This window comes from uncultured Bacteroides sp. (assembly GCF_902491285.1).
GTDB lineage: Bacteria > Bacteroidota > Bacteroidia > Bacteroidales > Bacteroidaceae > Bacteroides.
In genome coordinates, this window is the sequence record NZ_CABUHK010000058.1 from 13,072 (window position 1) to 37,383 (window position 24,312).

Annotated in this window: 15 protein-coding genes and 1 tRNA gene; 1 reads left to right on the plus strand and 15 read right to left on the minus strand. The window is 41.2% G+C overall.

All coding sequences use genetic code 11. The features are described 5' to 3' along the window. Positions 1-39: 39 nt before the first annotated feature. Positions 40-1,425, plus strand: coding sequence for a sigma-54 dependent transcriptional regulator (locus tag RDN93_RS14820; RefSeq protein ID WP_308746235.1), 1,386 nt, complete (start codon positions 40-42; stop codon positions 1,423-1,425). A gap of 418 nt (positions 1,426-1,843) precedes the next feature. On the opposite strand, the gene RDN93_RS14825 is transcribed toward RDN93_RS14820, so the two are convergent. From RDN93_RS14825 to RDN93_RS14895, 15 genes are all read right to left on the minus strand, one after another. Beyond that, positions 1,844-4,195, minus strand: coding sequence for a glycoside hydrolase family 3 N-terminal domain-containing protein (locus RDN93_RS14825; protein WP_374047419.1), 2,352 nt, complete (start codon positions 4,193-4,195; stop codon positions 1,844-1,846). A gap of 153 nt (positions 4,196-4,348) precedes the next feature. Further along, the gene (locus tag RDN93_RS14830) at positions 4,349-5,563 is read right to left on the minus strand and encodes a DUF1735 and LamG domain-containing protein (RefSeq protein WP_308746237.1); all 1,215 of its coding nucleotides are present in this window, start codon (positions 5,561-5,563) and stop codon (positions 4,349-4,351) included. Between the two features lie 11 nt (positions 5,564-5,574). After that, positions 5,575-6,588, minus strand: a complete 1,014-nt coding sequence (locus RDN93_RS14835) for a BT_3987 domain-containing protein (protein WP_308746238.1) — start codon at positions 6,586-6,588, stop codon at positions 5,575-5,577. A 23-nt stretch (positions 6,589-6,611) separates the two neighbouring features. Next, positions 6,612-7,625, minus strand: coding sequence for a glycoside hydrolase family 18 (locus RDN93_RS14840; RefSeq protein ID WP_308746239.1), 1,014 nt, complete (start codon positions 7,623-7,625; stop codon positions 6,612-6,614). A 43-nt stretch (positions 7,626-7,668) separates the two neighbouring features. After that, complete coding sequence (locus RDN93_RS14845; protein ID WP_308746240.1) at positions 7,669-9,270, minus strand: SusD/RagB family nutrient-binding outer membrane lipoprotein; 1,602 nt, start codon at positions 9,268-9,270, stop codon at positions 7,669-7,671. 12 nt (positions 9,271-9,282) lie between these two features. Beyond that, positions 9,283-12,642, minus strand: coding sequence for a SusC/RagA family TonB-linked outer membrane protein (locus RDN93_RS14850; protein WP_308746241.1), 3,360 nt, complete (start codon positions 12,640-12,642; stop codon positions 9,283-9,285). Between the two features lie 183 nt (positions 12,643-12,825). Then, positions 12,826-13,797, minus strand: coding sequence for a FecR domain-containing protein (locus tag RDN93_RS14855; protein ID WP_308746242.1), 972 nt, complete (start codon positions 13,795-13,797; stop codon positions 12,826-12,828). 150 nt (positions 13,798-13,947) lie between these two features. Next, positions 13,948-14,490, minus strand: a complete 543-nt coding sequence (locus RDN93_RS14860) for an RNA polymerase sigma-70 factor (protein WP_308746243.1) — start codon at positions 14,488-14,490, stop codon at positions 13,948-13,950. Positions 14,491-14,828: 338 nt separating this feature from the next. Beyond that, positions 14,829-15,971, minus strand: coding sequence for a DUF1735 and LamG domain-containing protein (locus RDN93_RS14865; RefSeq protein ID WP_374047420.1), 1,143 nt, complete (start codon positions 15,969-15,971; stop codon positions 14,829-14,831). Positions 15,972-16,000: 29 nt separating this feature from the next. Continuing rightward, positions 16,001-17,113 (minus strand): glycoside hydrolase family 18, encoded by a 1,113-nt coding sequence (locus RDN93_RS14870; RefSeq protein ID WP_308746245.1) that lies wholly within the window; start codon positions 17,111-17,113, stop codon positions 16,001-16,003. Between the two features lie 34 nt (positions 17,114-17,147). Next, the gene (locus RDN93_RS14875; protein WP_308746246.1) at positions 17,148-18,788 is read right to left on the minus strand and encodes a SusD/RagB family nutrient-binding outer membrane lipoprotein; all 1,641 of its coding nucleotides are present in this window, start codon (positions 18,786-18,788) and stop codon (positions 17,148-17,150) included. A 15-nt stretch (positions 18,789-18,803) separates the two neighbouring features. Continuing rightward, a complete protein-coding gene (locus RDN93_RS14880) occupies positions 18,804-22,133 on the minus strand; it encodes a TonB-dependent receptor (protein WP_308746247.1) in 3,330 nt (1,109 codons plus the stop codon). Positions 22,134-22,295: 162 nt separating this feature from the next. Further along, positions 22,296-23,279, minus strand: a complete 984-nt coding sequence (locus RDN93_RS14885) for a FecR domain-containing protein (protein WP_308746248.1) — start codon at positions 23,277-23,279, stop codon at positions 22,296-22,298. A 62-nt stretch (positions 23,280-23,341) separates the two neighbouring features. Next, entirely contained in the window at positions 23,342-23,893 is a 552-nt protein-coding gene (locus tag RDN93_RS14890) for an RNA polymerase sigma-70 factor (protein WP_308746249.1), read from the minus strand. 266 nt (positions 23,894-24,159) lie between these two features. Next, positions 24,160-24,243: transfer RNA gene (locus RDN93_RS14895), tRNA-Leu, on the minus strand. Between the last annotated feature and the right edge of the window lie 69 nt (positions 24,244-24,312).

Here is a 24,312-nt window from a genome sequence, read left to right on the forward strand (position 1 = left end):
TCATCTTACCTTTGTGACTTAAAAGAATCAAAACCCGACATGATGAAAGCCATATTAATAGTTGAAGATGATATAACTTTTGGAATGATGCTCAAAACCTGGTTAGGCAAGAAGGGGTTCGAAGTGTCATCTGTGAGTAATATTGCGCGTGCCCGGAAGCATATCGAAAGTCAGGCTGTTGACTTGGTATTATCTGACTTGCGGTTGCCCGATTACGAGGGTATCGATTTATTGAAATGGATGAATGAACGGGGGATGAATATCCCTCTGATTATCATGACAGGGTATGCGGATATCCAGTCGGCCGTGTTGGCGATGAAACTCGGAGCACGGGATTATATTGCCAAACCCGTGAATCCGGAAGAGTTGCTGAAGAAGATATCCGAGGCTTTGCAGAGTGAAGACAGCCCGGTTACCACTCACTCTACGGTCAGGAGTTCTTCTCATCCTAAAAGAAGTACTTCCGATTTATCACAAGAAACTTCCGAAGCCTACCACCGCTCTTATCTGGAAGGAGAAAGTGATGCTGCCAAGCAGCTTTACAATTATGTAGGTTTGGTGGCACCGACCAATATGTCTGTGCTTATCAACGGTTCCAGCGGGACGGGAAAAGAATATGTGGCGCATCGTATCCATCAGCTCAGTAAAAGAAGCGACAAGCCGTTTATTGCGGTAGATTGCGGTTCTATCCCCAAAGAGTTGGCTGCTTCCGAGTTTTTCGGTCATGTGAAAGGTTCTTTCACAGGTGCACTGACAGATAAGACGGGAGCTTTCGTCGCTGCCAACGGCGGCACTATCTTTTTGGATGAGATTGGAAATCTCAGCTATGAGGTGCAGATCCAACTGCTCCGTGCCCTGCAAGAGAGAAAGATACGTCCGGTGGGATCTACACAGGAAATTTCCGTAGATATCCGTCTCGTATCCGCAACCAACGAGAATCTGGATCAAGCGATTGAAAAGGGAACGTTCCGCGAGGATCTTTATCACCGCATCAATGAATTCACGTTGCGGATGCCTGATTTGAAAGAACGGAAAGAGGATATTCTGCTCTTCGCCAACTTCTTCCTCGACCAGGCCAACAAGGAACTGGACAAGCATCTGATTGGTTTTGACGCCAAAGCATCACAGGCTTTGATGAGTTATCACTGGCCGGGAAATTTACGGCAGATGAAGAATATCGTCAAAAGAGCGACTTTATTGGCACAAGGGAGTTTTATTACGTTATTGGAACTGGGCACCGAATTGTTCGAAGCTCCGGCAACGAGCACCACAAGTATGGCTCTTCGCAATGAAGAGACTGAAAAAGAACATATTCTGGAAGCATTGCGCCAAACCGGAAATAATAAGAGCAAGGCGGCGCAGTTATTGGATATTGACCGGAAGACTTTATATAATAAGTTGAAGTTATATAATATTGATTTGTAAGTTTTGAATCAAAACGTATAGTATACTGAATATTCAAGCTACCTGGTACACTTCGGTAAATCCCCATTCAGTTCATTTCCCGTACGGTTATGAACTAATTTCGAACTTGTGCAAATTTGTCGTTAATACTGAATGAATTTATGATTGATGATGCATGATTTTATTCGTCTGACAATTGTTGCTTTTTCGTCTGACAGTTGTCAGACGGAAGAATAACAGTTGTCAGACGAAAGTTCAACAACTGTCAGACGAATAAATTTATATATAATGGGGATTAAATCATTGCATACTGCCAATCTGATTTTAAAAAAAACTAAGATTAGTTCCTTTCCGTACGGAAAGGAACAAACTTCTGATACGGCATTCTAGCTTCCTAAAACTCTTCAATGCCCTTTTCTCTATATGAAAAATAAATATCCTATTTTATTTCCACTTTTGTCTGCAATCTGATATCATCGGAAGAAGCTCCTACCATTATCTGAAAAGTACCCGGTTCCACTACTGTTTTCAAATCCCGGTCTATTAGTGCAAAATCACTTTCAGATAAAATAAACTTCACTTCTTTCATTTCGCCACGTTTCAAATAAAAGCGTTCGAAGTGTTTCAACTGTTTTAGCGGTTGCACTACCGAAGCGTATTCATCCCTCAAATAAAGCTGTGCTACTTCTTCGCCATCACATTCACCTGTATTCCTGACTTTGAATGAAACTTCAAAAGAATGAGGGGTAATGGCTGACAGATACAAATCCGAGTATTCAAAAGTTGTATAACTCAGACCATATCCGAAAGGATAAAGCGGAGAAGCGGACAGTTCTACATAATCATGTTTTTGGGGGGCTTTCTTATTGTAATATATCGGAATTTGCCCTACCGAACGAGGAACCGTTATCGGTAATCTTCCTGCCGGATTATAATCTCCGAATAGAACATCGGCAATAGCATTTCCACCTTCCTGTCCCGGATAATAAGCTGTCAACAAGGCATCGGCATTTTCAGAAGCCCAGTTTTTATCCAAAGGACGCCCTTCGATATAAACAACGACCAACGGTTTTCCCGTGGCCTTCAAGGCTTTGAGTAATTCTTGCTGTTTTCCTAATAAAGAAAGCGTCGTGCGGTCAAACCCTTCACCACATTCCATATCGCTAACCGTCTTTTCATCCGCAATTGCCGCACCCGTTTCTTTGTAACTGGTTTTGAAATCACGGGCACTGGAACCACCTACTACGGCAATAATAACTTCGGAACGCCGGGCGGCAGCAACAGCCTGCTCAAGATTCGATGTCGTTGTATCACGGACAGCACACCCTTTCACGTATTCTACCTGCGTAGGGGAAAGTTTAGCACAGATTCCATCCAATACAGTTTTTACATTTTCTTCTTCCTGCGGAGCTGTATAATCTCCTAACATATTATAGCGGTTATCGGCATTAGGACCAACCAAGGCTATTCTAGAGATATCTTTATTTAACGGAAGCAATGAATGCTCGTTCTTCAACAGAGTGACCGAGGCTTGCGCTACTCTACGCGCCAAAGTAATATGCGCGTTATTCCGCACTTCTTTCTTCGCCTTTTCAGGGTCTGTATAAGGATTCTCAAACAATCCCATTTCAAACTTTAACCGGAGAACACAGGCGACAGATGCATCAAGCACAGCATTACTGATCCGACCGGTATTTACAGCATTTATTATGTTCATGTATGCATCCCCCCCGAGGTCTACATCTACTCCTGCCGATAATGCAAGAATAGCCGCCTCTTCCATAGTGGGTGCAACAAAATGGCTTTGATGAATACCTTCAATGCTATATAAATCCGAAACGACAAATCCTTTGAATTTCCATTCGTTCCGCAAAAGTCGGGTCAGTAAATAGTGGTTTGCAGTGCAAGGGATACCATCCATAGAATTATAAGAAGTCATGACAGACAAGGCTCCGGCATCAATTGCCCGACGAAACGGGGGAAGAAAATTTTCGTGCAGTTCACGTATTCCGACCAAAGAGGGATTTCCGTTCTGTCCGCTCTCCGAGATACCGTAAGCCAGAAAATGCTTCAACGTAGCCAATGTGCTGTATGGCTGGGAGAGATTTCCACCACCCAGCCCTTCGACCATTGCTTTCCCCATTGTGCCGGTCAGCACAGGGTCTTCTCCAAACGTCTCTTCCACCCGTGACCAACGCGAGTCACGGGTAAGATCGAGCACAGGCCCGTAGCTGATGTGTCCGCCTTGAAGCCGTACTTCTTTTCCTATCGTTTTTCCTACTTCGTTTATTAATTGAGGTGACCAGGTGGCAGCCATTCCGATCCCCGTAGGAAAGACAGTTGTCCCGATTGCCATATGACCATGCGGCGCTTCTTCTGCCAAAAACAAGGGAATCCCCAAACGGGTATTCTCCATTACGTATTTCTGCAAGGAGTTTCCGGCTTTGGCTGCCAACGCGGGATTCAGACCATTTTCTAATGTTTTCCTTGTCCACGGGTCGGCACGATAGGTTGCCCAAAGCATTCCGGCGTGCCGTTCCTTTATCAGTTGTTTGAACTTGTCAGAAGGGAAAACTGCCTCTCCTTCTATCCCGTACATTTCCCAACCTAAAGGACAGAGAAGCTGACCGACTTTCTCTTCCAAAGTCATACGGGAAAGCAAGTCTGCCACTCGCTGCTCTACCGGCAGCCGGGGATTTTTATAGGATTCTGCCGACAGTTGTGCAAAAGCGCAAGTCCCTTCCATAACTATTGTAGCGAGCAATAGTAATTTACATATTCCATTAAGCATAAATGACCTCAGTTTATATCAGGTAAATCTATCTCTTCGATTATTAAAATTGTCTTTAAAAAGAAACCTGCTATCATTCCGCAACGCCTTGTGGCAAAGCTGATTCGACAGCAGGTTTCATTTAGATGAAAAACAACTTCTACTCTATCCTATTTAAAACGGACATTTTTGGTTGTCAACATAAGTAATTGTACCACCCGGCACAGCATTATGTCCATGCCCTGTCATATCAAGCACCGTACCATCATCTTGTGTTTCACCATCAAAACGCCAATAAGCGATTAATCCTTCGCTCGTAGGATCCACATAGCAAACGCCATCCTCAATTTGAGCAGATGTACGCGCCACGTTCCATACACGGCACTCACTGATGTAACCATCAAAGAAGCGTGCGTTACCTGCCGAACGGCCAATAGAGAATGTATCCTCCCAAGTATGACCGTCATAAGCCATACTCAAGTTTATGGAACCACCATTCTTTGTCTCTACGAAGTGAATCTGCTCACCGTCCAAATAGAGACGTAGATACTGACCGTCATACACAGCAGCGAAGTGTAACCAATGACCTGTAGGAAATTCTTTCTCTACCCATGATTCATAATGGTCTTTCTTATCAGGATGCGAAGCCGAACCAATGGAACCTTTCACAAACTGCAATTTATTAACCGGATTACCGGCACCATCACCAAAACGGAAAAGGAAGTTCTCTTCACATCCACATAACGAACTAATGCCATTGGCACTTCTTTCCTGTCCAACCGGGAAAGATACGGGAAGCACCTTCATCTCCAACGTCATCTGTCCGAGTGCTTTCACCGGACTGTTTTCCTGATCACCGAACGAAGGAACATTGAAATATCCCCGACGTGCCAGATAAGCGGCCTTGATATTAATGACCTTGGTCAGCATAACATAAGCAGTGCGGGAAGTTTCCATCACTTTCAAGTCACTATTCGATACCGAGGTTATAGATACAGGAAGACAATAAGATACACCTTCCTGCAACTTCTCGGCGTCGGCGGTCACCTTTATTTGCGTAGATTGGTTTTGTCCGGCAGGGATTACCACTTCGCCACCTTCAAAACTATAACTACCTTCGGGAGGCATCTGGCAGTTACGACCGGTAGAAGCATTAAAAGACTCAAGCAACTGAGGAGCCACCTGTACACCTACTTTCACATCCGTATCCGTTTTGTCTGTTGAAGTTACAGTCAAACCTAAGGTAGACTGTCCTTCAACGAGAAATTTCACATTTGAGGAAGTAAGCGTACCAGTCATATAAACAGCATCACTATAATCTGGTTCGGTCTTGCAGCCTGACATACAAAGCAACAAGGTGAATAAAGATAAGAGCGTATATTTCTTCATAACTCCAATTATTATTTAGCATAAACATTAAATACACCACATTCCAAAGAGGCACCATACCACCCACCGGCATTGGGAACAGAAATACGAATATATCGGGCAGTCAACGGAGCATAGAAAACACAAGCCTCAGTATTACGTTCGATTTCACCTTGCGACTTCCAATCCGTACCGTTATCACTCGTACTGACAGTCATGCCGGCACTGAACACACCGACCTCTTTTTCAGTCCAGGTTTCATAATCATATCCGGAACTTGTCATTTTGATACCATCAAAAGAATATGCTTTCCCCATATCAATATCCAGCAAAAGCTCACCCGACCGGTTAGAAATGGAACAATAAGTTTCATAATTTCCATCAAAAATGGCTTCAATCGGGTCATACCAAGCCTGAACAGTCCCATTGGTAGCAGCAGTCCATCCAGCTTGGTCTGCCACTAATGTACCGGTACCTGTATATTGGGTAGCTTCATGATTCATATTATCCTCGGTCACCGTAATAGTCAAGAAAGAAGGTGCCAGCATATTAGTGCTCAACTGCGAATTAGCACCTTCCGCTGAAACAAGGCGCAAAGGAATAATATATCCTTTTTCACTCTTAAGGGTAGAGAGGAGATTCGTGTCATCAGTCAATTTGACATGTAAAGCGTCAGCCACCACCATTTCCCCAGCAGGAATAGTCATTTCTGTATTCTCTAGCACAATAGCCTCAGCGGGTAAAGCTTCAAACTTGGTACCGTGCTCTTCATTATAAGTATCAATCAAAGAGTTATCAACCGCTACCGTCACTTTAATGTCTCCACTCGCTTTCTTCGAGCATTTTGCTTCCCACGTGAAATCTACATTACTGACTGTACTGATGGGAGTCTGTACAATCTTGTATGCCTGTGAATTATCCAAAGTGTACACTCGATTGTACGGATCTCCATAGACATCGTAAGTCTCATCGTCACCACATGCAGTAAAACCGAGCGCACAAATGGCGAGCAGACCTATATAAAAACATTTTTTTCTATTTTTCATTGTCATCTTTCATTAAAGGTTAATTAATGGATAGCCGGATTCTGTATTTGGATACATTGGCGGAATCGATAATAAGGTTCGGGATTGTATTCATGTACATTATAGTCGCGATGGATAAAGAATGCTCCAAATCCTCCTTTACGTTTGCCATTCGACGGTTTATAACGTGCCTGATTATACATGGACTGCATATCACCTTGCCAGCCGTCACCCATATTACAGCAATATACCACCTTTTCATCAGGCCATCCGCCTGCACCTGTGCCACCACTATATGCCTGAAGGAAACAATAGTTACTATATGGAACAAGACTAGTCATACTGGTACTTGTCTGGTCAATATTCAACATTTTATCACAAATGCCTTCTTGCGAAGCTATTTCCTTACCATAACGCTCTTCAATGAGTTGTAGACGTTCTTCTTTAGTGATATCCGGATTCGGTCCCATATATTTAGCCATATGCTTGTAGAAGTACTCAAAATTCGAACCACTCAAAAAGTCACCTTCCGGCTCATAGTCAGCATCGAAGCCATCAAGGTCATTCAGGAACACTTGATCGAGGAAATATTCAGCATACATTTCAAAGGAGCGATTAAGTGCTGCAGTTCGTTCATCACCATTCGGCATTGCCCTCGCCTCATTGTACGCCTGCTTGAAAGCATGGTCATCTGTTTCCGCATCAATACGGGTAATTGCCACACAAAGCATTTTGGTACCTTTCACTTTCTGCACAAAACGAATTTCTTCCCATATTTCTGTATTCTCCTTTGCCGGGATACCGCCCCACATAGAGCAAATGTCAAGACTGTCGGGTAATCCCATAAATCGAACAGCCGCTGAGTTTTGGGCTCCATACTGCGCAAACCATCCAAAAGCAATTTCATGGTCACTTGCTTTGTAATCGCGCAGGTTTTGGTAGTACTGGTCATCGTAAGTCAACGGTCGCTGAATGGTCAACGATTCGATGTCCGTATTACAGGCAGCCATCAGGATGCCTGTAGCTAGCGCGACCAATAAGTATTTCATTGTTTTCATATTCTAATTACTTAGTTAGATTGTTCTACATTGATATATCTGGTTACCTTTTTACATCCCACCAAAGGCGTGTACCGGCAATGTCCGTACCCTGCAATAAGGAGACGGCGGCTTGCGTATTCTCGCTATTGTCAGAATACTCTGTCGTCGGGAACTTCAAGCGACTGATGAGTTCTCCTTCAGGCACTTCACCACCGGAACGGTTCGAACTGATAGTAACAATTCCAGGATAACCCGTACGACGCATCTCACTCCATGCCTCCTGCCCGTCAGGGAAAAGAGCAATCCACTTCTGTACCATAATACGCTCCAGTTTCTTACTTTCAGAAGCACTGTCATCCCACTTCACTGTCAAGGTCGAAACCATACGGCTTACATCAGTGCTACGTCCTGTTGTCGGATCTATGAAAGAAGTAGCCGGCACGTTAACATTATCAGCAAGATAAGTATCCACCCCTGTAGCCCCCTTGGAAGAGAAAGAGATTTTCACACCTTCTTCATAGTATTCCTGTACTGTCTTATCCCCTAGGTTCAAACGCAATTTAGCCTCTGCCAACAGAAAATAAGTTTCAGCAGCACTCATCCACTGTATATTATCATTTTGTCCCACATTCATACTGGAAGCCGCCTCTGACAATGTTCCCTGATTACGGCTAGTCTGCCCGTTCCGGACTCCATGATATGCCCCGTCTTTCACAGCACCCTTGAAGTAACACGCCAAACGTGGATCTTGTAAACCTTTCAAATAACAATCCATGGTAGCACTCATGCGAAAATCATTAAAACTTTCAAATGCTTCCCACCACTCATTGATGAAAGTGAACGATGCAGACTGCTTCAAAACTGCATTATCATCAACAGACGTCATCAGCCCTATACTATGACCGATTGCAGCTTCTATTTCTGTCCGGGCTTTTGTCTCATCTACATAAGAGATACGCATTGCCAAACGAAGACGGAGTGTATTGGCAAACTTAATCCACTTCTCCACTCTACCATTATAAATATAGTCATAACGTTCCATATAAGGTTCGGATGTACGACTGTTATAACCTGTAAGAACATCAATGGCATCTGCCAATTCTTCAAAAAAACGATAATACACATCCTTCTGGCTATCGTAAGGCACATGAATGCTTGTACCAAACTTAGAATAAGGAATGGGACCATACTTATCCGTAATACGACTCATACCAAACACCTTGACAATAGTAGCCAAAGCACGTGCAGGTGAAACCTCATCGGTATTCTCTACGATGCTTTGCCACGGCTGCATCACTTCGGTATAAGCGTTGTTGAACGGTGAATTATACCACTGGCGATATAGTTTATAACAGTCGTTATCTTCTGTTCCGGCATAATCCCACGTCTTGACAGGAGCAAAGTAGCTGGCAAATATGTCACCGGTCAGCATCTGAGTTTCCTCAAACAAACCTCCCTTATCCTTACCTACCACAAAAATCCCCCTCTCCATCTGTGTGAAGTAAGCTCCAGTTTTAAGGTTATCGCGTTCCATCCATTCCCGAGTCACCTCATTCGGATTGATATTCCAACTTTCAAAATGGCTGGTGCAGGCTGTAAGCAACAAACTTCCGGCAAGCAACGCACCATTGACAACTTTTATATATTTTGATATCTGTATCATCTTGTCGATTCTTTAGAAATTAAGTTTAACAGAGAAGCCTAAATTACGCAGGCTCGGCAACATAAAATAGTCCATACCGCTAAAGTGTGTACCTGTACTTGCCGTCAGCTCAGGATCATAAGGAGCCTTACAATAGAACATGAGCAAATTGCGTCCGGTGAAGGCAACATTCATACTCTGAATCCAGGGAATTATCTTTTGAACAGGAACGTCATAACCGAGAGACAATTCTGCAAGACGGACATTTGTTGCACTGTAAACATACATCGAGCCTACACCACCCATAATACTGTAATATTTTTGTACGGCTGGCACTTCATAACCGTCAATCAATACATATCCTAAATCGCGTGCCGTAGCAGTAGCTTTGGAAACACCATAAGCATCCATCAATGCTTGAGTCTGCGAAACAACCACACCACCGATACGGGCATTAACCAAACAACTCAATGTCAGCCCTTTCCAAGAGAAAGAGTTACGCCACCCCATCATATATTTGGCTTGAGAATTACCGGCATAAATCAAACCATCCTTAAGTTTGCCAGCTTTGTTGTCGATTGCCACTGTATTATTGACATAATCCACATCAATATACCCGTGATGATCTGTACGAAGAGCGGTCACATACAAGTCACCGACAGAACCACCCTCATAAAGACGTGACTTCACGATTTCAAGCCCGCCAAAATCCATCATGTCTTGGCTGATAACTTCTCCGCCTGACAAAGTGGTCGGCTTCAACAACTTTTTAATTTTATTGCGGTTGAGAGTGTAAGTGAACGTAGAGTTCCATTTCACCGGTCCGAGAGGCTGATTCAATGTCAGACTGAGCTCAATACCTTTGTTATCCACTTGTCCACCATTGACATAGATGGAAGAATAACCGGAAGATGAGGGGAGTGAAGGATTAAACAATTGGTTGTAGGTGGATGTCTTATACAAAGATACGTTCAACTCCAATTTATCATTCCAAAGATGAGACTGCAAACCGACTTCCCATGCCTTGGTACGCTCCGGCTTAATATCTGTGTTAGGATACGTAGTAGCTGTTGTGGGAGAAGCCGACTCATACGGATAGGTCTGATAAGCAATATAACGTGTAGGAGCATTTCCTACCTCACTATACGAACCACGCACTTTCAAGAAAGTAAGCACATCGTTCTTGATAGGCAACAGTTCTGTCAGAATTGCGGAAAAACCTACCGATGGATAAGCGACTGACTTCGTATCAGTCCATGCCAAAGCAGAAGACCAGTCAACACGCCCTGTTACATCCAAATAAAGTTTGCTTTTCCATCCTAACTGTGCGGTAGCAAAAATAGATTGCGTCTGGTCATGATAACCATCTTGCTGAAACTTCACGGTAGACGGCATCAAGTTAAGCGTTGTAAAGCTATTGGCTACCGAGTTCAAACTACCACCGACATCGAAATACTGGTAGTTGACATCTTGAATGCTGGTTCCTAGCGTAGCTGTTAATGAGAAATCACCAAAATATTTATCTATATTCAACATCACATCACCATAAAGCTGACGGGTAGAAGCATCGCCTTTATAATATCCGCCAAAGTCCTGACAAAAGATATTATCAGTAGATGCCGAATATTTCTTTTCAAACAGAGCCGAGGTATAATCCATTTTGGCACGTGCCCCCAATGTGATACCTTTAGTGATTTCAAAATTCAAACCTCCACTTACAAGAAAACGATTCTTATGATTGATAAAATTGTCGCGGTTGACAATCCAATATGGATTCTGCAAAGCAATTCCCTGATTATCCCACGGCCAATATTGCGTTTTGAAGTTACGAGTTTCGTTATACATCTCGAACTGTTGAAGCATATCCAGACTGTAGCTCGGCGACATCAGATAGACAGGAACTATCGGATTAAAATACTGCCCCTGCGATAGCATATTCTGTTCGCGCACATTCATGTAACTAGCACTCAAGTCGAGACGTAAACGGTCATTAAGCATACTCGTTGTATTCCGGATAGTGAAGTTGTAACGATCCAATGTATTATTCGGAACAATGCCCGCTGCATTAGTAGCAGCCATAGAAAGGAATGTCTGATTCTTCTCATTACCATTGCTGATAGTCAAAGAGTTAGTTTCATTCCATCCTGTCTGATAAAAATCTAACGGATCATAGTTACTGGGGTGTCCCATTTTCTGCCCCCAACTTTTCAGTTCGCCTGTAGCTGCACCATAAGTATTTTGAAACTCCGGAGTTACAAACGGATTAAAGAACGAGGTATTGTTAGCATAGCTGACACGAAGTTTATCTTTCGCACCTTTCTTCGTAGTAATCATGATAACGCCATTGGCGGCATCACTACCATAAAGTGCAGAAGCTGCGGCACCACTTAATACAGACATGGTTTCAATATCTTCGGGATTAATCATAGAAGCACCGTCACCGGACTGTCCCATACCAGTCATAAAGTCGTCTGGCTGTGTAGTTTCCAATGAAGGCATCGGAATACCGTCAATCACATACAGTGCATTATTATTTCCAGAAAGAGATTTTGCTCCACGCATCACCACCTTCGCTCCGCCACCTATACCGGATGAACTGGAGTTGATAACCACACCGGCAATTTTACCGGACAAGCTGTTTACGAAGTTAGCATCCTTAACACCAACAATTTCATTGGCAGATACCTCCTGAACATTATAAGAAAGCGCTTTCGCTTCTTTCTTAATACCAAGGGCGGTAACCACCACTTCGTTCAACACTTGAGAATCGTCTTCCAAAGTAACATTCAAGACCGAACCGATAACAGGCAGTTCTTTTTTCTGATAGCCTACATATGAAAATATTAATATCGGATTGGCTGTTTGAAGCGTCAGCGTATAATTTCCGTCAAGATCCGTCACCGTTCCATTAGTGGTTCCTTTTTCCACAATGGAAACGCCAATTAGCGGTTCACCACTTTTATCAACCACCGTACCTTTAATGGTTTGCGCCTTTTGCTGAGCAACTTTCGTTTCTTTAGCTGTCAGTACAATTTGATTATCCAATACTTTATATTCGATATTTGTACCTTCAAACACTTGCTTCAATACCTGAAAGATATTTTTATCTGATACTGAAACCGTTACCCGGCGATTGAGGTTCAGATTCTTGCTGTTAATAAAAAAGCCGAATCCGGATTCACGTTCAATCGTGTGTAGCACTTCTTCAATAGTACTATTCTTCACGTTCAACGAAATAGAATTTCTTTGTGCATATCCGTCGGACGCATAGGCAAGCCCGACAGAACAAACGAGTAGCATTAATAGTAATTTCATAGCCAACGATATTTCCTTTAAGGTTCGTCTAAGCGACTTTAATCCTCCAAGAAATTGGACGATACAATAATTTTGCATAGATTTGTAACGAGTTTAATTAGAAAATTGGTAGTTATACTTGTCTGCAAACAAGTAGTTCACAATTACTGAGGCTCATACGGGAAGATACGGCCAATATCGTCCCGTATTTTTTTTGTTTTTAAGGGTCTTTGTTTTTCATGGCAATAAGTTTTGGTTTTCAAGGTTTTATATCTTCTAGCACTAAATAAATATCTCTATTTTTATCTTTTCTTTACCGGCAGTTCCATTGTTATTCAAATAACGCCAACGTACTTTTGAAGAGACACTGATAAAATTAAGTATCTGTTCCAGATTCCGGTTGGTAAAGGTTCCGGAAAATGAATCATCGTAAGGCACATTCTCACGAACTGTAAATTCTGCATTATATCTGTCCGCCAAAATATCCAAAGCCTCCCGCAAAGATGTCTGCCGGAAAATGATCTTACCATCTTTCCATGAAAGTTCACGTTCACCGGAAGTTGCATGAAGCTCAGTTCGCCCATCCAATGAATTATAGACTAGTTTTTGTCCGGGAGCCATCACGATATATTGTGGTTGCCGGGCAACATTGCAGAATTCAAAGTTGACCTTTCCTTCGACCAAGGTTGTAATAACCTCATCTGCTTCCTTGTATGCTTTTACATTAAATTTTGTCCCCAATACCTTTATAGCAGACTGATGGGCAGTGGAAACAATGAATTGCTTCTCCGGGTCTTTCCGGACATCAAAATAAGCTTCTCCATCAAGTTCAACCTTGCGTGTATGGGAAGAAAAACGGTTGGGAAAGGTTAATGTACTCTTTCCATTCACCCACACCATGGTTCCATCAGCAAGTGTTACTTGAGTACGTTGTCCGGCAGGCACATAAACTGTCTGCATTTCTACATTTTCTTTTTGGAAAGCCTGTATCATTATATAACTCAAGCCGAAAGCCATCGCAAACATAGCTGCAATCTGCCATACCCACCGTGCAACAGGACGTAACGAGAAAATCTTTTTCGTTTTCCGAGAAAGACTTTCTGTATCCTGCCATAAAAACGTATCGTAACTTTTACGAAGTGAAATGAACTCTTTAAGATTAGCAGCATCCGCATCAATCCAGGTGGCAACCTCCTCTTTCTCTTGCTGAGATGCCTTGCCTGAAATATATTTCAACAGTAATTCTTTATCCATGATAAGGTATAATTTATAAACAATTATAAGTCGGGGTATTTGCCCCCTTTCATTAAGAATACCACCCACTAAGAATATTCCCTAGTAAGAAATGCGATTTTTTTTGTTATTACTCAAAAAAAAGTGGAAAAACAGACCTATGACACCGGTTCAAATGAAGAAAAATAAGAATGGAGCGTAGTCTTTAAGATTGTCACGTAACATTTTAACCGCCCTACTAATATGATATTCTACTCCTTTCACACTTATCCCCAATTCTTCGGCTATCTCTTTATGAGATTTACCGTCCAATCGGTCGTATATGAAAGCAATTCGGGTTTTCTCAGGCATACCAGCCAGTAGTGTTTTTACTTTTGCCCGTAGTTCTTCCGATAATATTTCATTAGGGTCGCAGGCTTCCAATGTCGATATACGAATCTCCAGTTCACGCTGCCCTTTATCAAGCAAGGTTTGGTAGACATTTTCCTGAGCCTGTATATGTTTCAGATAATTAAGTGATTTACTGCGAATATAAGTTATCAATATGGCCTCAACACTCGGAATCTCCCGCTCCTTACTCAATTCCCATAAATGAATGATTGCCTCCGAAACGATATCCTCTGCAACCTGGTCGTTGTGGACATACGACAAGGTAAACAGGAAAGCTTTCCTATAATAAGCTGTATATATCGAATTGAAGTTGATTTGAGCCATTCAGTATATCCATTAGTATTAAACGCTGCAAAGGAATATATTTTATATGTGAATAGAAAACTTTTTAGAGAAAATTTAAATATGACTAAAACTCCTTTCTTATACAAAACTACAAAAATATAACTCATCAGAACTTATATGCTGAGATTAGTCAACTTTTTGATATAGCAAAGGTTATCAGAGATATAGAAAAACCTACGAACAAGCATTTAGCTTGATTCGCAGGTTTCCCTTCTACCTTTTCCCCCAAAAACAGTCCATGTCTATTCAAGTTCAGCTATTTATTTACCGATGAACTGATTGGGTTTCATGGATATTTCACAAACTTGTATTTGTCACTATTCAATAGTCACCGGAGTATCCAGTGTGGTAATTCTTATACCATTAGTTGTGCCATTTATTTTACCGGTAGCATCTGTAATGACTCCGCCTTCTTCAACTTCCGATCCATTCAGTTTATAATAGAGTGCCAACCCATCCGATTTCGGATCAACGCCCAGTATATTCTGTTTAAGCTGATTTTCCGTACGAGCCACACTCCAAACACGAAGTTCACACATTTTACCATACAACGGACGTTCTCCCCATGGGAATCTCGGAATCTTACCGATGTTGAAACCTACATCTGAATTCGGATCAAAACCTGGGATGGCCCAGTCTGATCCAGCCCATTTCGAACCATTGACATAAATAGCCGTTTTTCCTAAAGGCTGATCATAAGTCAAAGCGATATGATACCAACGTTTCGCTTGTAATGCCTCCTTGACTTTATACCCCTGTGTTCCTGCTACTTCCAAAATATCCCTAGGAGTTACTCCTCCTCCTGCGTCACCAATACGAAGAATCATTTTGCCTTCAGTTCCCATAATCGTATTATTATCGCCAAACCTGTCGATATAAACCAATGCTTCATAAGTGAATGACGAGAAATAAGTTCCAACCGGGAATTTTACTGAAATGTAATTACTATTAAATGTACCGACCTTCGTTATTTTTAGAGGTTTAGAGAGAATGAAATAAGCAATGCTTGTCCCGGGAAGAGTCGATATAGAAGTCGACTGCACACGCACTGGCAAGGCATATGATTTCCCTTCCTCAAGCATCTCTAAGTTAGAGAGTTCCAACTGCACGTTTTCCGCGTACAACTTTCCACTTGGAATAGTTGAAGTTGTACTGCTTAATTTTACATTTGATGTATCGAACATTTCATAAGCTGTTCCATACTGCGTATTATATTCATCCAACACACTTTGATCGGCTATGATATACGATACATCTACCTGCGAGGAGACCCTAGAAGAAAGCCTTGAAGATAAATCAAAAGTCTTTACTTCACTTTCATCTTCTAACGAGAATACATATTCCCTATTTTCAAAATAAAGTTTAGGCTCTAACAGGTCACTCTCGCTGTTATTGCAAGCGCTCATCAGCAATGCCATGCCTCCTAACACCAAATAATTGAATCTATGTTTATTCATAATTCTTTCGTTTTATTGATTTACCACCCCGTCTATTCTGACTTATTTTCTTCTTTGCTTTGGTTTGCTTTCCATTCATTGAAAACCTTCTGATTTATTTGAATGGCTTGACGCATCCACTTGTAGTCGGGAGTATTGTCATAATCGTTATCGAAACGATAAGCCCCTATTCCACCTTTATAACTTTTTGACGGCATATGAGCAGCTTGGTTAAGCAGTTGGCCACCATTGACAGCATACTTTTCGAAATTTTCTGTGCAGATTATTTTCTTAGGATCTATCCCATAGCCTTCAAGACTAGGTCTGGAAGAGCCATAGCTTTGTATAATCCAATAATCGACATACTCATCCAACTCGGTGGTAAGACCATAGATTTTACCATCAATACAAATCATTTTGTGTCCTTTACCTTCAGGGTCACTCTTCGGTCCAATGTATTTATTCATCTCTTTAATCAAATGAATCAGATGTTTATCAGCACTCAACGTTCCATCCATATCGAACACACCGCTTCCGATTTCCCAGTCAACATCGTAACCATCCCACTCATTTGCATCCAGAGAATCACAAAGAGCTTTGGCAAATTTCCCTAAACATTCATAATGATTTTCACTTTCGAATTGTCCTTCAAATCCCCAAAATTCCCAACGAGCTTTCTTTTTCGCTTCTTCCAATTTGGAGTCACTCCAACCTTCTTCCTCCGCCTGTTTTTCTACAGGGGCATATACCGAATTCGGAGTTGCCCCCTTGCCTATATATGAAAGCAGGCTCACTTGCAATAGCTTAGTACCTTTTACTTTTTGTACAAACTCTTTATCTGCTTTCTGTTCAGGAGTGATATCGTAACGTCCGGGAGCACCGCTCCACATGGAAACAAAGTCCATGCTATCTGGCATAGAGGTCAGATATCCTTTTCGATAAGCTCCGGCAGGAGACCAGTTGGAATACCATCCGAAAGCAACGGGACGTCCATAGTTCCAAGCAGTTGCCTTGTAGGCACGCAAGTTGGCATAATATTCACTATCACCCATCGTGTTATTACCTCCGATGTGCTCCATATCTATATTTTCCACTTCAGTGCAGGAAGTTGCTACCATTAAGCCTGCCAAAGGGAGGAGATATAATAATTTTCTTAATGTTTTCATATTCTTCATTTTGTATCAAAATAGTGATTATAGGTTATCGTTTACAATCCCACCACAAGCGGGTTGAAGATTTATCCTCGCCACCTTGACCGTTATTAAGCAACAGTAAAGCTGCATTGTAAATAGCTTGTCCATCTTCTGTTTGGTAAAAACTTGTAGGGTAAATCATACGACGTACACCACTCTCTTTGGTTGCACCTTGACTCGAACCATTATTTACCATTACAGGATTCAATTTCGGATATCCGGTTCTTCTCCACTCCGTCCAAGCTTCCTGACCATTAGGGAAAAGCGCAATCCACTTCTGAATCATGATCTTCTCTAACTTCTGCTCTGTGCTACCTTCAAATTTAGCAGTAGCAGTAGAAGGAGCAGGGAAACTACAAGCATAAGAGCCTGTGAATTCATGCTTCACCGGTACCTTATTAGAGTTCATGTAAGTATCCACAGAAGTCGTTATACCATTTTCCTGAAACGACATTTCAATACCTTGTTTATAAAGCGCATCGGCACTACCAAAATCGGCAGGCCATACCAAAGCCGCTTCGGCACGCAAGAAATAAACTTCGGAGGCACGCAACCAATAGGTCGGAGTATTACTTTCAATCTTTGGTTTGGAGAACAATTTATAAACATCATTCGGTGCAAAAGTATGTCCGGAAGGTACTGCTTGATATTTCTTACCGTCATAAGCAGGTTGACCTACTGTACTTGCCGCATCTACAGGTTTAAAATAAGCACCTAAACGAGGGTCATCATACCCCACTAAGTAAGAGAACATAGATGATCCCATACGTGATTCCTCGTACGTTTCAGACAACCATTCAATGTTATTACGGAAAGTAATGCCGGCCCCCACACTCATTTGTGCTTCATCATCCCTTGCAGTCATTACGCCTATAGAATGTCCGACCGCCTGGGTAGCATACTTCTTTGCCATTTCTTCATCGGCAAAGCGAACGCGTATTGCCAAACGAAGCATCAATGAATTGGCGTATTTCACCCATTTCTTGGTGTCACCCGCATAAACCGCATCGTATTCTTCCATCACTTTTACACCGTTTACAGCTTTTTCTGTCAGTACGTTAATAGCATCGGTCAAATCTTGAAACATAGCAGTATATACCACCTTCTCCGAATCGAAAGGTATATTCATAGTCGGATTGGCAGCATGAGTATAAGGCATCGGTCCGAAACACTCCAATGTCTTGTGCCAAGCCGAGATTTTCAAAATTTGTGCCAACGCATAGATTTCAGGAGCATCATTCTTTTCTGAAAATACTTTCAATTTTTTCCAAGAATTAAACGCGTTGGTATACGAACGCGTATAAGTACCCGCAATCCAACTGTCAATAAGAAAATAGGTTGTATTGTTACGACCAGAATTCCAACCGGTAGAGTTATTCTGCCCGAAGAAACCACTCCAACAATCGGCCGAAAGATGATAATCAGTCTGATATTGATTAATAATGTCTGTATCATCGGCTTGTGTACCCACCGGGAAAACAGTTTGTTGCATAGCCGTGACCAAACCACCCACAGCAAAACCATCCATTAGTCCTTCTTCTTCAGTCATTTCAAACGGATTCGTATTGATTCTTTCATAATCACATGCCGTCAAAAATGACAAGAAGCATATACACACTAAGAGTTTATATTGATTTATCTTTTTCATAATAAAGTTGGTTTATCATAATTTAAATTTAATGCCAAAACCAAAGCTACGCACACTTGGCTGCATAAAGTAGTCGTTACCCTGTCCATAAGTACTAGTAGAAGGTGTTAGTTCCGGATCAAACGGAGCCTCACAGTATAACATCCAAGGATTGTTTGCGATGAACGAAACCGTGACATCTCTCAGCACATTACCAAACCATTTATTAGGCATAGTGTAGCTGAGCGATAACTCTTGCAAACGAATATTGGTAGCACTGTACACATAATAACCGGAAGTTTCATAGTTTCCTGTGCCAATCATTTGATAATAAGCCTTTGCGTCTACTCTACCTTGATTTTTTATCAAGGCTCCCCCGGCATCCCGTGCTTCAGCCGAACGTTTAGAAACCCCAAAACGGTCAAGCAAAGCTTCGGTAGAAGAAGTTACTACGCCACCAAAGCGTCCGTTGACCAAGAAGTTCAAACCAAAACCTTTGTATGACAATGCATTGCTCCAACCAAGATTGAAATCAGGAGAAGTTTTGCCCAAATAGACAGGTTCACCTCTTTCCATACCAAATTTGCCGTCACTTTCTACTGCCACAAACCCTTGACTGTCTTTCTTAAAGAATGTGTTGGCATAAATATCATGAATGCTACCGCCCACTTTCAAAATCGTACGACCTTTGTCTTTCACTACTTCGGGAATATTAATAGGTGAAGTTCCCTCTAAACCTGTCTCATAATTAGTTACCATTTCTTTGATTTCGTTGACATTACGTGAAAAAATCAAAGTAGAAGAGAAAGACAATCCGTTATTAAGTTTATCACTATATCCCAATGAGGCTTCCCAACCACGGTTCTCTACATCACCTGCCTGCAAATAGATTTGCTTGTATCCGGTATACTCGGGAAGTTCGCCCAAGAATGTTTGGTTCTTCGTATTAGAGTGATAGTAAGTAACTTCCGCACTCAACTTATTCCACAGACGCAAGCTCAAACCAAATTCATAAGATTTAGTACGTTCTGCCTTGAAATCGGTGAAGGGATAGATATAGGTAGGATTCAAAAGACCACCCACAAGCGGATCAGTCACCGTACCCGGAGTCAAACCTGAACGAGAAACCGGAGCACCTACTCCGGTGACAGAGCCACGTACTTTTAAGTAAGAGATAAATTCAGGTAGTTTTACCATTTCAGATACAATGGCCGATAGTCCCACGGAAGGATAGAAGAAAGATTCCTCATTGGTATTTACCAGACGGGAGTTCCACTCGTTACGTCCGGTCAAAGTCAAATAAAGCATACTTTTCCAACCCAATTCCACGTTGGCAAAGATGGCGTGGTTACGCATACTGTCACCTCCTCCTTTTTCGGAGATACGTCCATTTTTTGTATCGATGTTAGTTGTGGTAAATTTATTGGGGAGCTTAAGTAAGGCACCCTTGTATCCCCTTTCCAAAGCCCAATAATTAGAATAACTCCAACCAAGGTTGGCAGCAAGACTGAAATCCTGAATGCGCTTGTTGATATTCAGCATAAAGTCGGCATACTCCTGACGATCATTATAATTACTGTATCCGTAATGCCCTTTATTACCTTCTGCGAACTTCTGATCGGAAGAAGCGTAAATCTTACGTTCAAAACTTACATAGGTATCGTCCATTCTGAAACGACCGGCAACATTCAGCCAATCGGTTATTTTATAGGTCAATCCCACATTAAACATATAACGACTCTTTTCATTGGTAGCTACATTACGATAAGCTGTCCAATAAGGATTTTGAGAGGCATAAGTAGACTCACCTACAGGCCAGTATTGCACCGGTAAATTACGGCTCTCATCGTAGCGTTCAAAATTCTTTATATCCTCAAAATTCTCACCGCGTGGAAACAAATAAGCAGCCATCACCGGATTCCAATACTGCCCTTGCGAAACCATGTTCTTATCTTTTTGTTTCACATACGATGCTCCCAAGTCTAGTTGTAACTTATCGTTCAGGAATGTAGAAGTGTTACGAATGGTGAAGTTTAAACGGTCGTATGTATTATTGGGCACGATACCATTGGAATTGGTAGATGAGATAGAAGCAAATGTCTGATTCTGCTTAGTTCCTGTAGTCAATGTTAATGAGTTAATGAAATTCGTACCAGTATTGAAGAAATCATGCTTAGGGTCGTAACTCGACGGAGTTGGCAATTTCTCTCCCCAACTTTCATACATATCTTTCTTGTTTCCATATGTATTTTGAAATTCCGGAGTCATGTACGCTTTGCTAAACTCGGTAGAAGAGGAGAACTGAATGGATAATTTGCCCTCTTTACCTTTTTTGGTTGTTATCAGGATGACCCCGTTCGCCGCACTACTACCATACAACGCAGCGGCTGAAGGACCACTCAACACAGAAATGCTTTCAATATCTTCCGGGTTAAAGTCCGCAACACCTTCTGTACCAGCTTTACCTTCACCCATAATTCCACTGTCTGTATTTCCCATATTTGTATTGAACAAAGGAATACCATCTACCACATATAAAGCATTGTTATCCCCTTCAAGAGATTTGGCACCGCGCATCACAACGCGTGTTGCACCACCGGCACCGCTTGCACTCTTATTTATGGTCACACCAGCGATCTTACCATTTAAAGAGTTCACAAAGTTTGCATCTTTCACAGTAGTCAATTCATCACTCTTAATCTGTTGTACACTATAAGACAGTGCCTTTTCCGCACGTTTGATACCTAATGCCGTAACAACAACTTCATCCAAAACCTCTGTATCCTGTTTCATGACAACTTGATAGAAATCTTTTTTTGAAACTGGGATGACCTGAGCAGCATATCCTATATAAGAAACTTTAAATTGAGAGTTATCCGGTGCCTTTATGGAGAAGTTTCCATCAAAATCTGTAATTGTCCCCGTAGAGCTACCCTCCACAGATACATTTACTCCAATTAATGGCTCACCACTCTCATCAACGACTTTTCCTCTAATCTCTTTTACAGTTTGTGTAACTGCAGGTTTCTTTTCAGTAATTATAATATAATTACCTTGAATTTGATAAGCGAAACCTGTTCCTTTTAAGATTACATCAAGTGCTGCCGGCACAGAAACATTCTGCAAATTAAGATTTGCTATCTCTTTTCCTTTTAATTCGGAATCACTATAGTTAATAGACATTTTTGACTGTTTTTCTACAGTTTTCAGAGCATCAACAACAGTGATATTCTTCTGCTGAATAGTAATTTTATTACCACTTTGAGCAAAAGCTAGGGTAGACGTTAGTAACAATAGGCTTAAAAAAGTGAGAAAGACCCACTTATGAGCTATTTGTTCTGCTATTTTTTCGTAAATTTGTAGCATCTTTAGTATTAGTTAATTGGTTATTATTCTAGGATCATTCAGAATAGCGTCAATACACGCTAATATTAAGGAGAACTTGATTTCACATCCGGAAGGAACGGGCATTCCTTCCGGATACTTTTTCACATAGTATTTTCAATTTAAATAGGTTTTACAACTGGTTTATTTTTTGTTAGTTACATAGCATTTATTTCCTTTGATTACATAGTTTACATCACCCACTACCTGTGATATGATTCCCATAATCTCTTCCAAATTTGCTTGCTTCTGGAAACGGAAACTATAGGTATTCTGCTTCATACTATGAAGACTATAAACAAAGGCATAAGGGAATTTACGTTCAAGACTTGTGAAAATATCCTCCAAATACATATTGCTAAAGACCAATTCTCCACGCTGCCATGCGGTCACATCATCTATCTCCGGCAATTGCAGGTTATGTTCTTTCGTATGTTTGTTATATATCAATTGCTCATTAGGCCTTAGAATAACATTAGATATCAGATTATTGAATTCCACTTTTACACTACCTTCAAGCAAAGTGGCAATCAACTCGTTACTTTCCGGATAAGCGCTTACATTGAATTCCGTACCTAAGGCAGTGACCTGATAATCATTCGCCTTTACAATAAAAGGATGTTTTTTATCCGGTTTCACTTTAAAGTTAGCCTCGCCAATCAAATATACACTTCGAGTATCTCCCGCAAACTGTTCCGGATATAATAAGGTACTTTTTGAGTTCAGCATGACATGTGTACCGTCAGGTAAGGTAATTTCATGAATCTCTGCCGTTGGTATATAACATTCCACCAAGTCTTTTACAGGTCTGTCTTTTTCCAGCATCAGATAAACAGAAACAGATGACACAGCCAATAAAAGAATAGCCGCCGCTCTCCATATAAGTAACCGATAATTTTTATGAGAAACAGGTCGCATTCCTATATTCTGCCGCATATGCCGTATCGACCGCTGCATTCCATCAGGAACTTCCCGTTCACCCGCCTGTTTCCAAAGCATACGGAGTGCCTCTTCCTTTTCAGCAGCATGCTCTTCATCAGCCAGCCATCGTTGTACTTTTTTTTGCGTACCGACTGAATAGTCATTGTGTCCGAATAACTCTACAAGTTGTTGAATATAGTTTCTCATAAACCTTTTTTCTTTCTTTTTTGGGCTTTATATACTAAATACAACTACCCCGCACAGACTACTTAAAAATATTTGAGAAAAAAAATAAATAAGACAAGTATCTTCTTCAATTCAATTAATGCCAAATAGACCTGATGCTCTATTGTACGAATAGAAACATCAAGTTTATCAGCAATTTCCTTATGACTCAACCCCTTGAAACGACTAAGTTCAAATATCAGCCTCCGACGCTTCGGCATTTTCTCCAAAGTAAGCTGAATAATCATCAGCATTTCCTTATAATATACATTATCCAAAATCTCTTCTTTCTCTGTCAACTCATAAAGAAAAGTTTTTTCGACAACCTCATCTTGATATTCCTGTTCTATTTGCTGGTGTTTAAAGATATTCAAAACAATATTCCTGGTCATTATAAAAATGTAATTATCCAGGTCTTTATCAGTATCCAGCCATATTTCAGGCTGCAACCAGAGTTTACAGAAAACATCTTGAGCTACATCTTCCGCTTCCGCTTCTGACTTAAGAAGCATTTGAGCAAAGTTTTTCACTTTAGGAAAGTTGATAGTAAAAAACTTCTGAAATTTTAATTCAATCTGCCTGTCGTCATTTCCCATTTCTCTAGTATTTCCAGTGTTAACAATAAAATCAGATATCCCAATATAAAGGAATAATTCAGTATAATATTAAAGCATCAGTCATAATCTAAAAACAAAATAAAAGATTAAGAACACAATAAAAAATATATCGGCACTTAATTTTGATTTATTTCTCCAAGCAAACACAACACAGACCTAAAAAACAAATCAAATGTATACAGTACACTCATTAAAAAAAAAGGCTTCATGAATCGATGATTCATAAAGCCTCTAAAGAATACTCGTACTCGAAGCGGGACTTGAACCCGCACAGCCGCAATGGCCAAAGGATTTTAAGTCCTTCGTGTCTACCATTCCACCATTCGAGCATCCTTTCAAAGAAAGAGCGGAAAACGAGACTCGAACTCGCGACCCTAACCTTGGCAAGGTTATGCTCT

Bases quoted from the DNA above. Each gene is read 5' to 3' on its own strand.
- RDN93_RS14820 (WP_308746235.1), top strand. From the start codon at position 40: ATGATGAAAGCCATATTAATAGTTGAAGATGATATAACTTTTGGAATG.
- RDN93_RS14825 (WP_374047419.1), bottom strand. From the start codon at position 4,195: ATGCTTAATGGAATATGTAAATTACTATTGCTCGCTACAATAGTTATG.
- RDN93_RS14830 (WP_308746237.1), bottom strand. From the start codon at position 5,563: ATGAAGAAATATACGCTCTTATCTTTATTCACCTTGTTGCTTTGTATG.
- RDN93_RS14835 (WP_308746238.1), bottom strand. From the start codon at position 6,588: ATGAAAAATAGAAAAAAATGTTTTTATATAGGTCTGCTCGCCATTTGT.
- RDN93_RS14840 (WP_308746239.1), bottom strand. From the start codon at position 7,625: ATGAAAACAATGAAATACTTATTGGTCGCGCTAGCTACAGGCATCCTG.
- RDN93_RS14845 (WP_308746240.1), bottom strand. From the start codon at position 9,270: ATGATACAGATATCAAAATATATAAAAGTTGTCAATGGTGCGTTGCTT.
- RDN93_RS14850 (WP_308746241.1), bottom strand. From the start codon at position 12,642: ATGCAAAATTATTGTATCGTCCAATTTCTTGGAGGATTAAAGTCGCTT.
- RDN93_RS14855 (WP_308746242.1), bottom strand. From the start codon at position 13,797: ATGGATAAAGAATTACTGTTGAAATATATTTCAGGCAAGGCATCTCAG.
- RDN93_RS14860 (WP_308746243.1), bottom strand. From the start codon at position 14,490: ATGGCTCAAATCAACTTCAATTCGATATATACAGCTTATTATAGGAAA.
- RDN93_RS14870 (WP_308746245.1), bottom strand. From the start codon at position 17,113: ATGAAAACATTAAGAAAATTATTATATCTCCTCCCTTTGGCAGGCTTA.
- RDN93_RS14875 (WP_308746246.1), bottom strand. From the start codon at position 18,788: ATGAAAAAGATAAATCAATATAAACTCTTAGTGTGTATATGCTTCTTG.
- RDN93_RS14880 (WP_308746247.1), bottom strand. From the start codon at position 22,133: ATGCTACAAATTTACGAAAAAATAGCAGAACAAATAGCTCATAAGTGG.
- RDN93_RS14885 (WP_308746248.1), bottom strand. From the start codon at position 23,279: ATGAGAAACTATATTCAACAACTTGTAGAGTTATTCGGACACAATGAC.
- RDN93_RS14890 (WP_308746249.1), bottom strand. From the start codon at position 23,893: ATGGGAAATGACGACAGGCAGATTGAATTAAAATTTCAGAAGTTTTTT.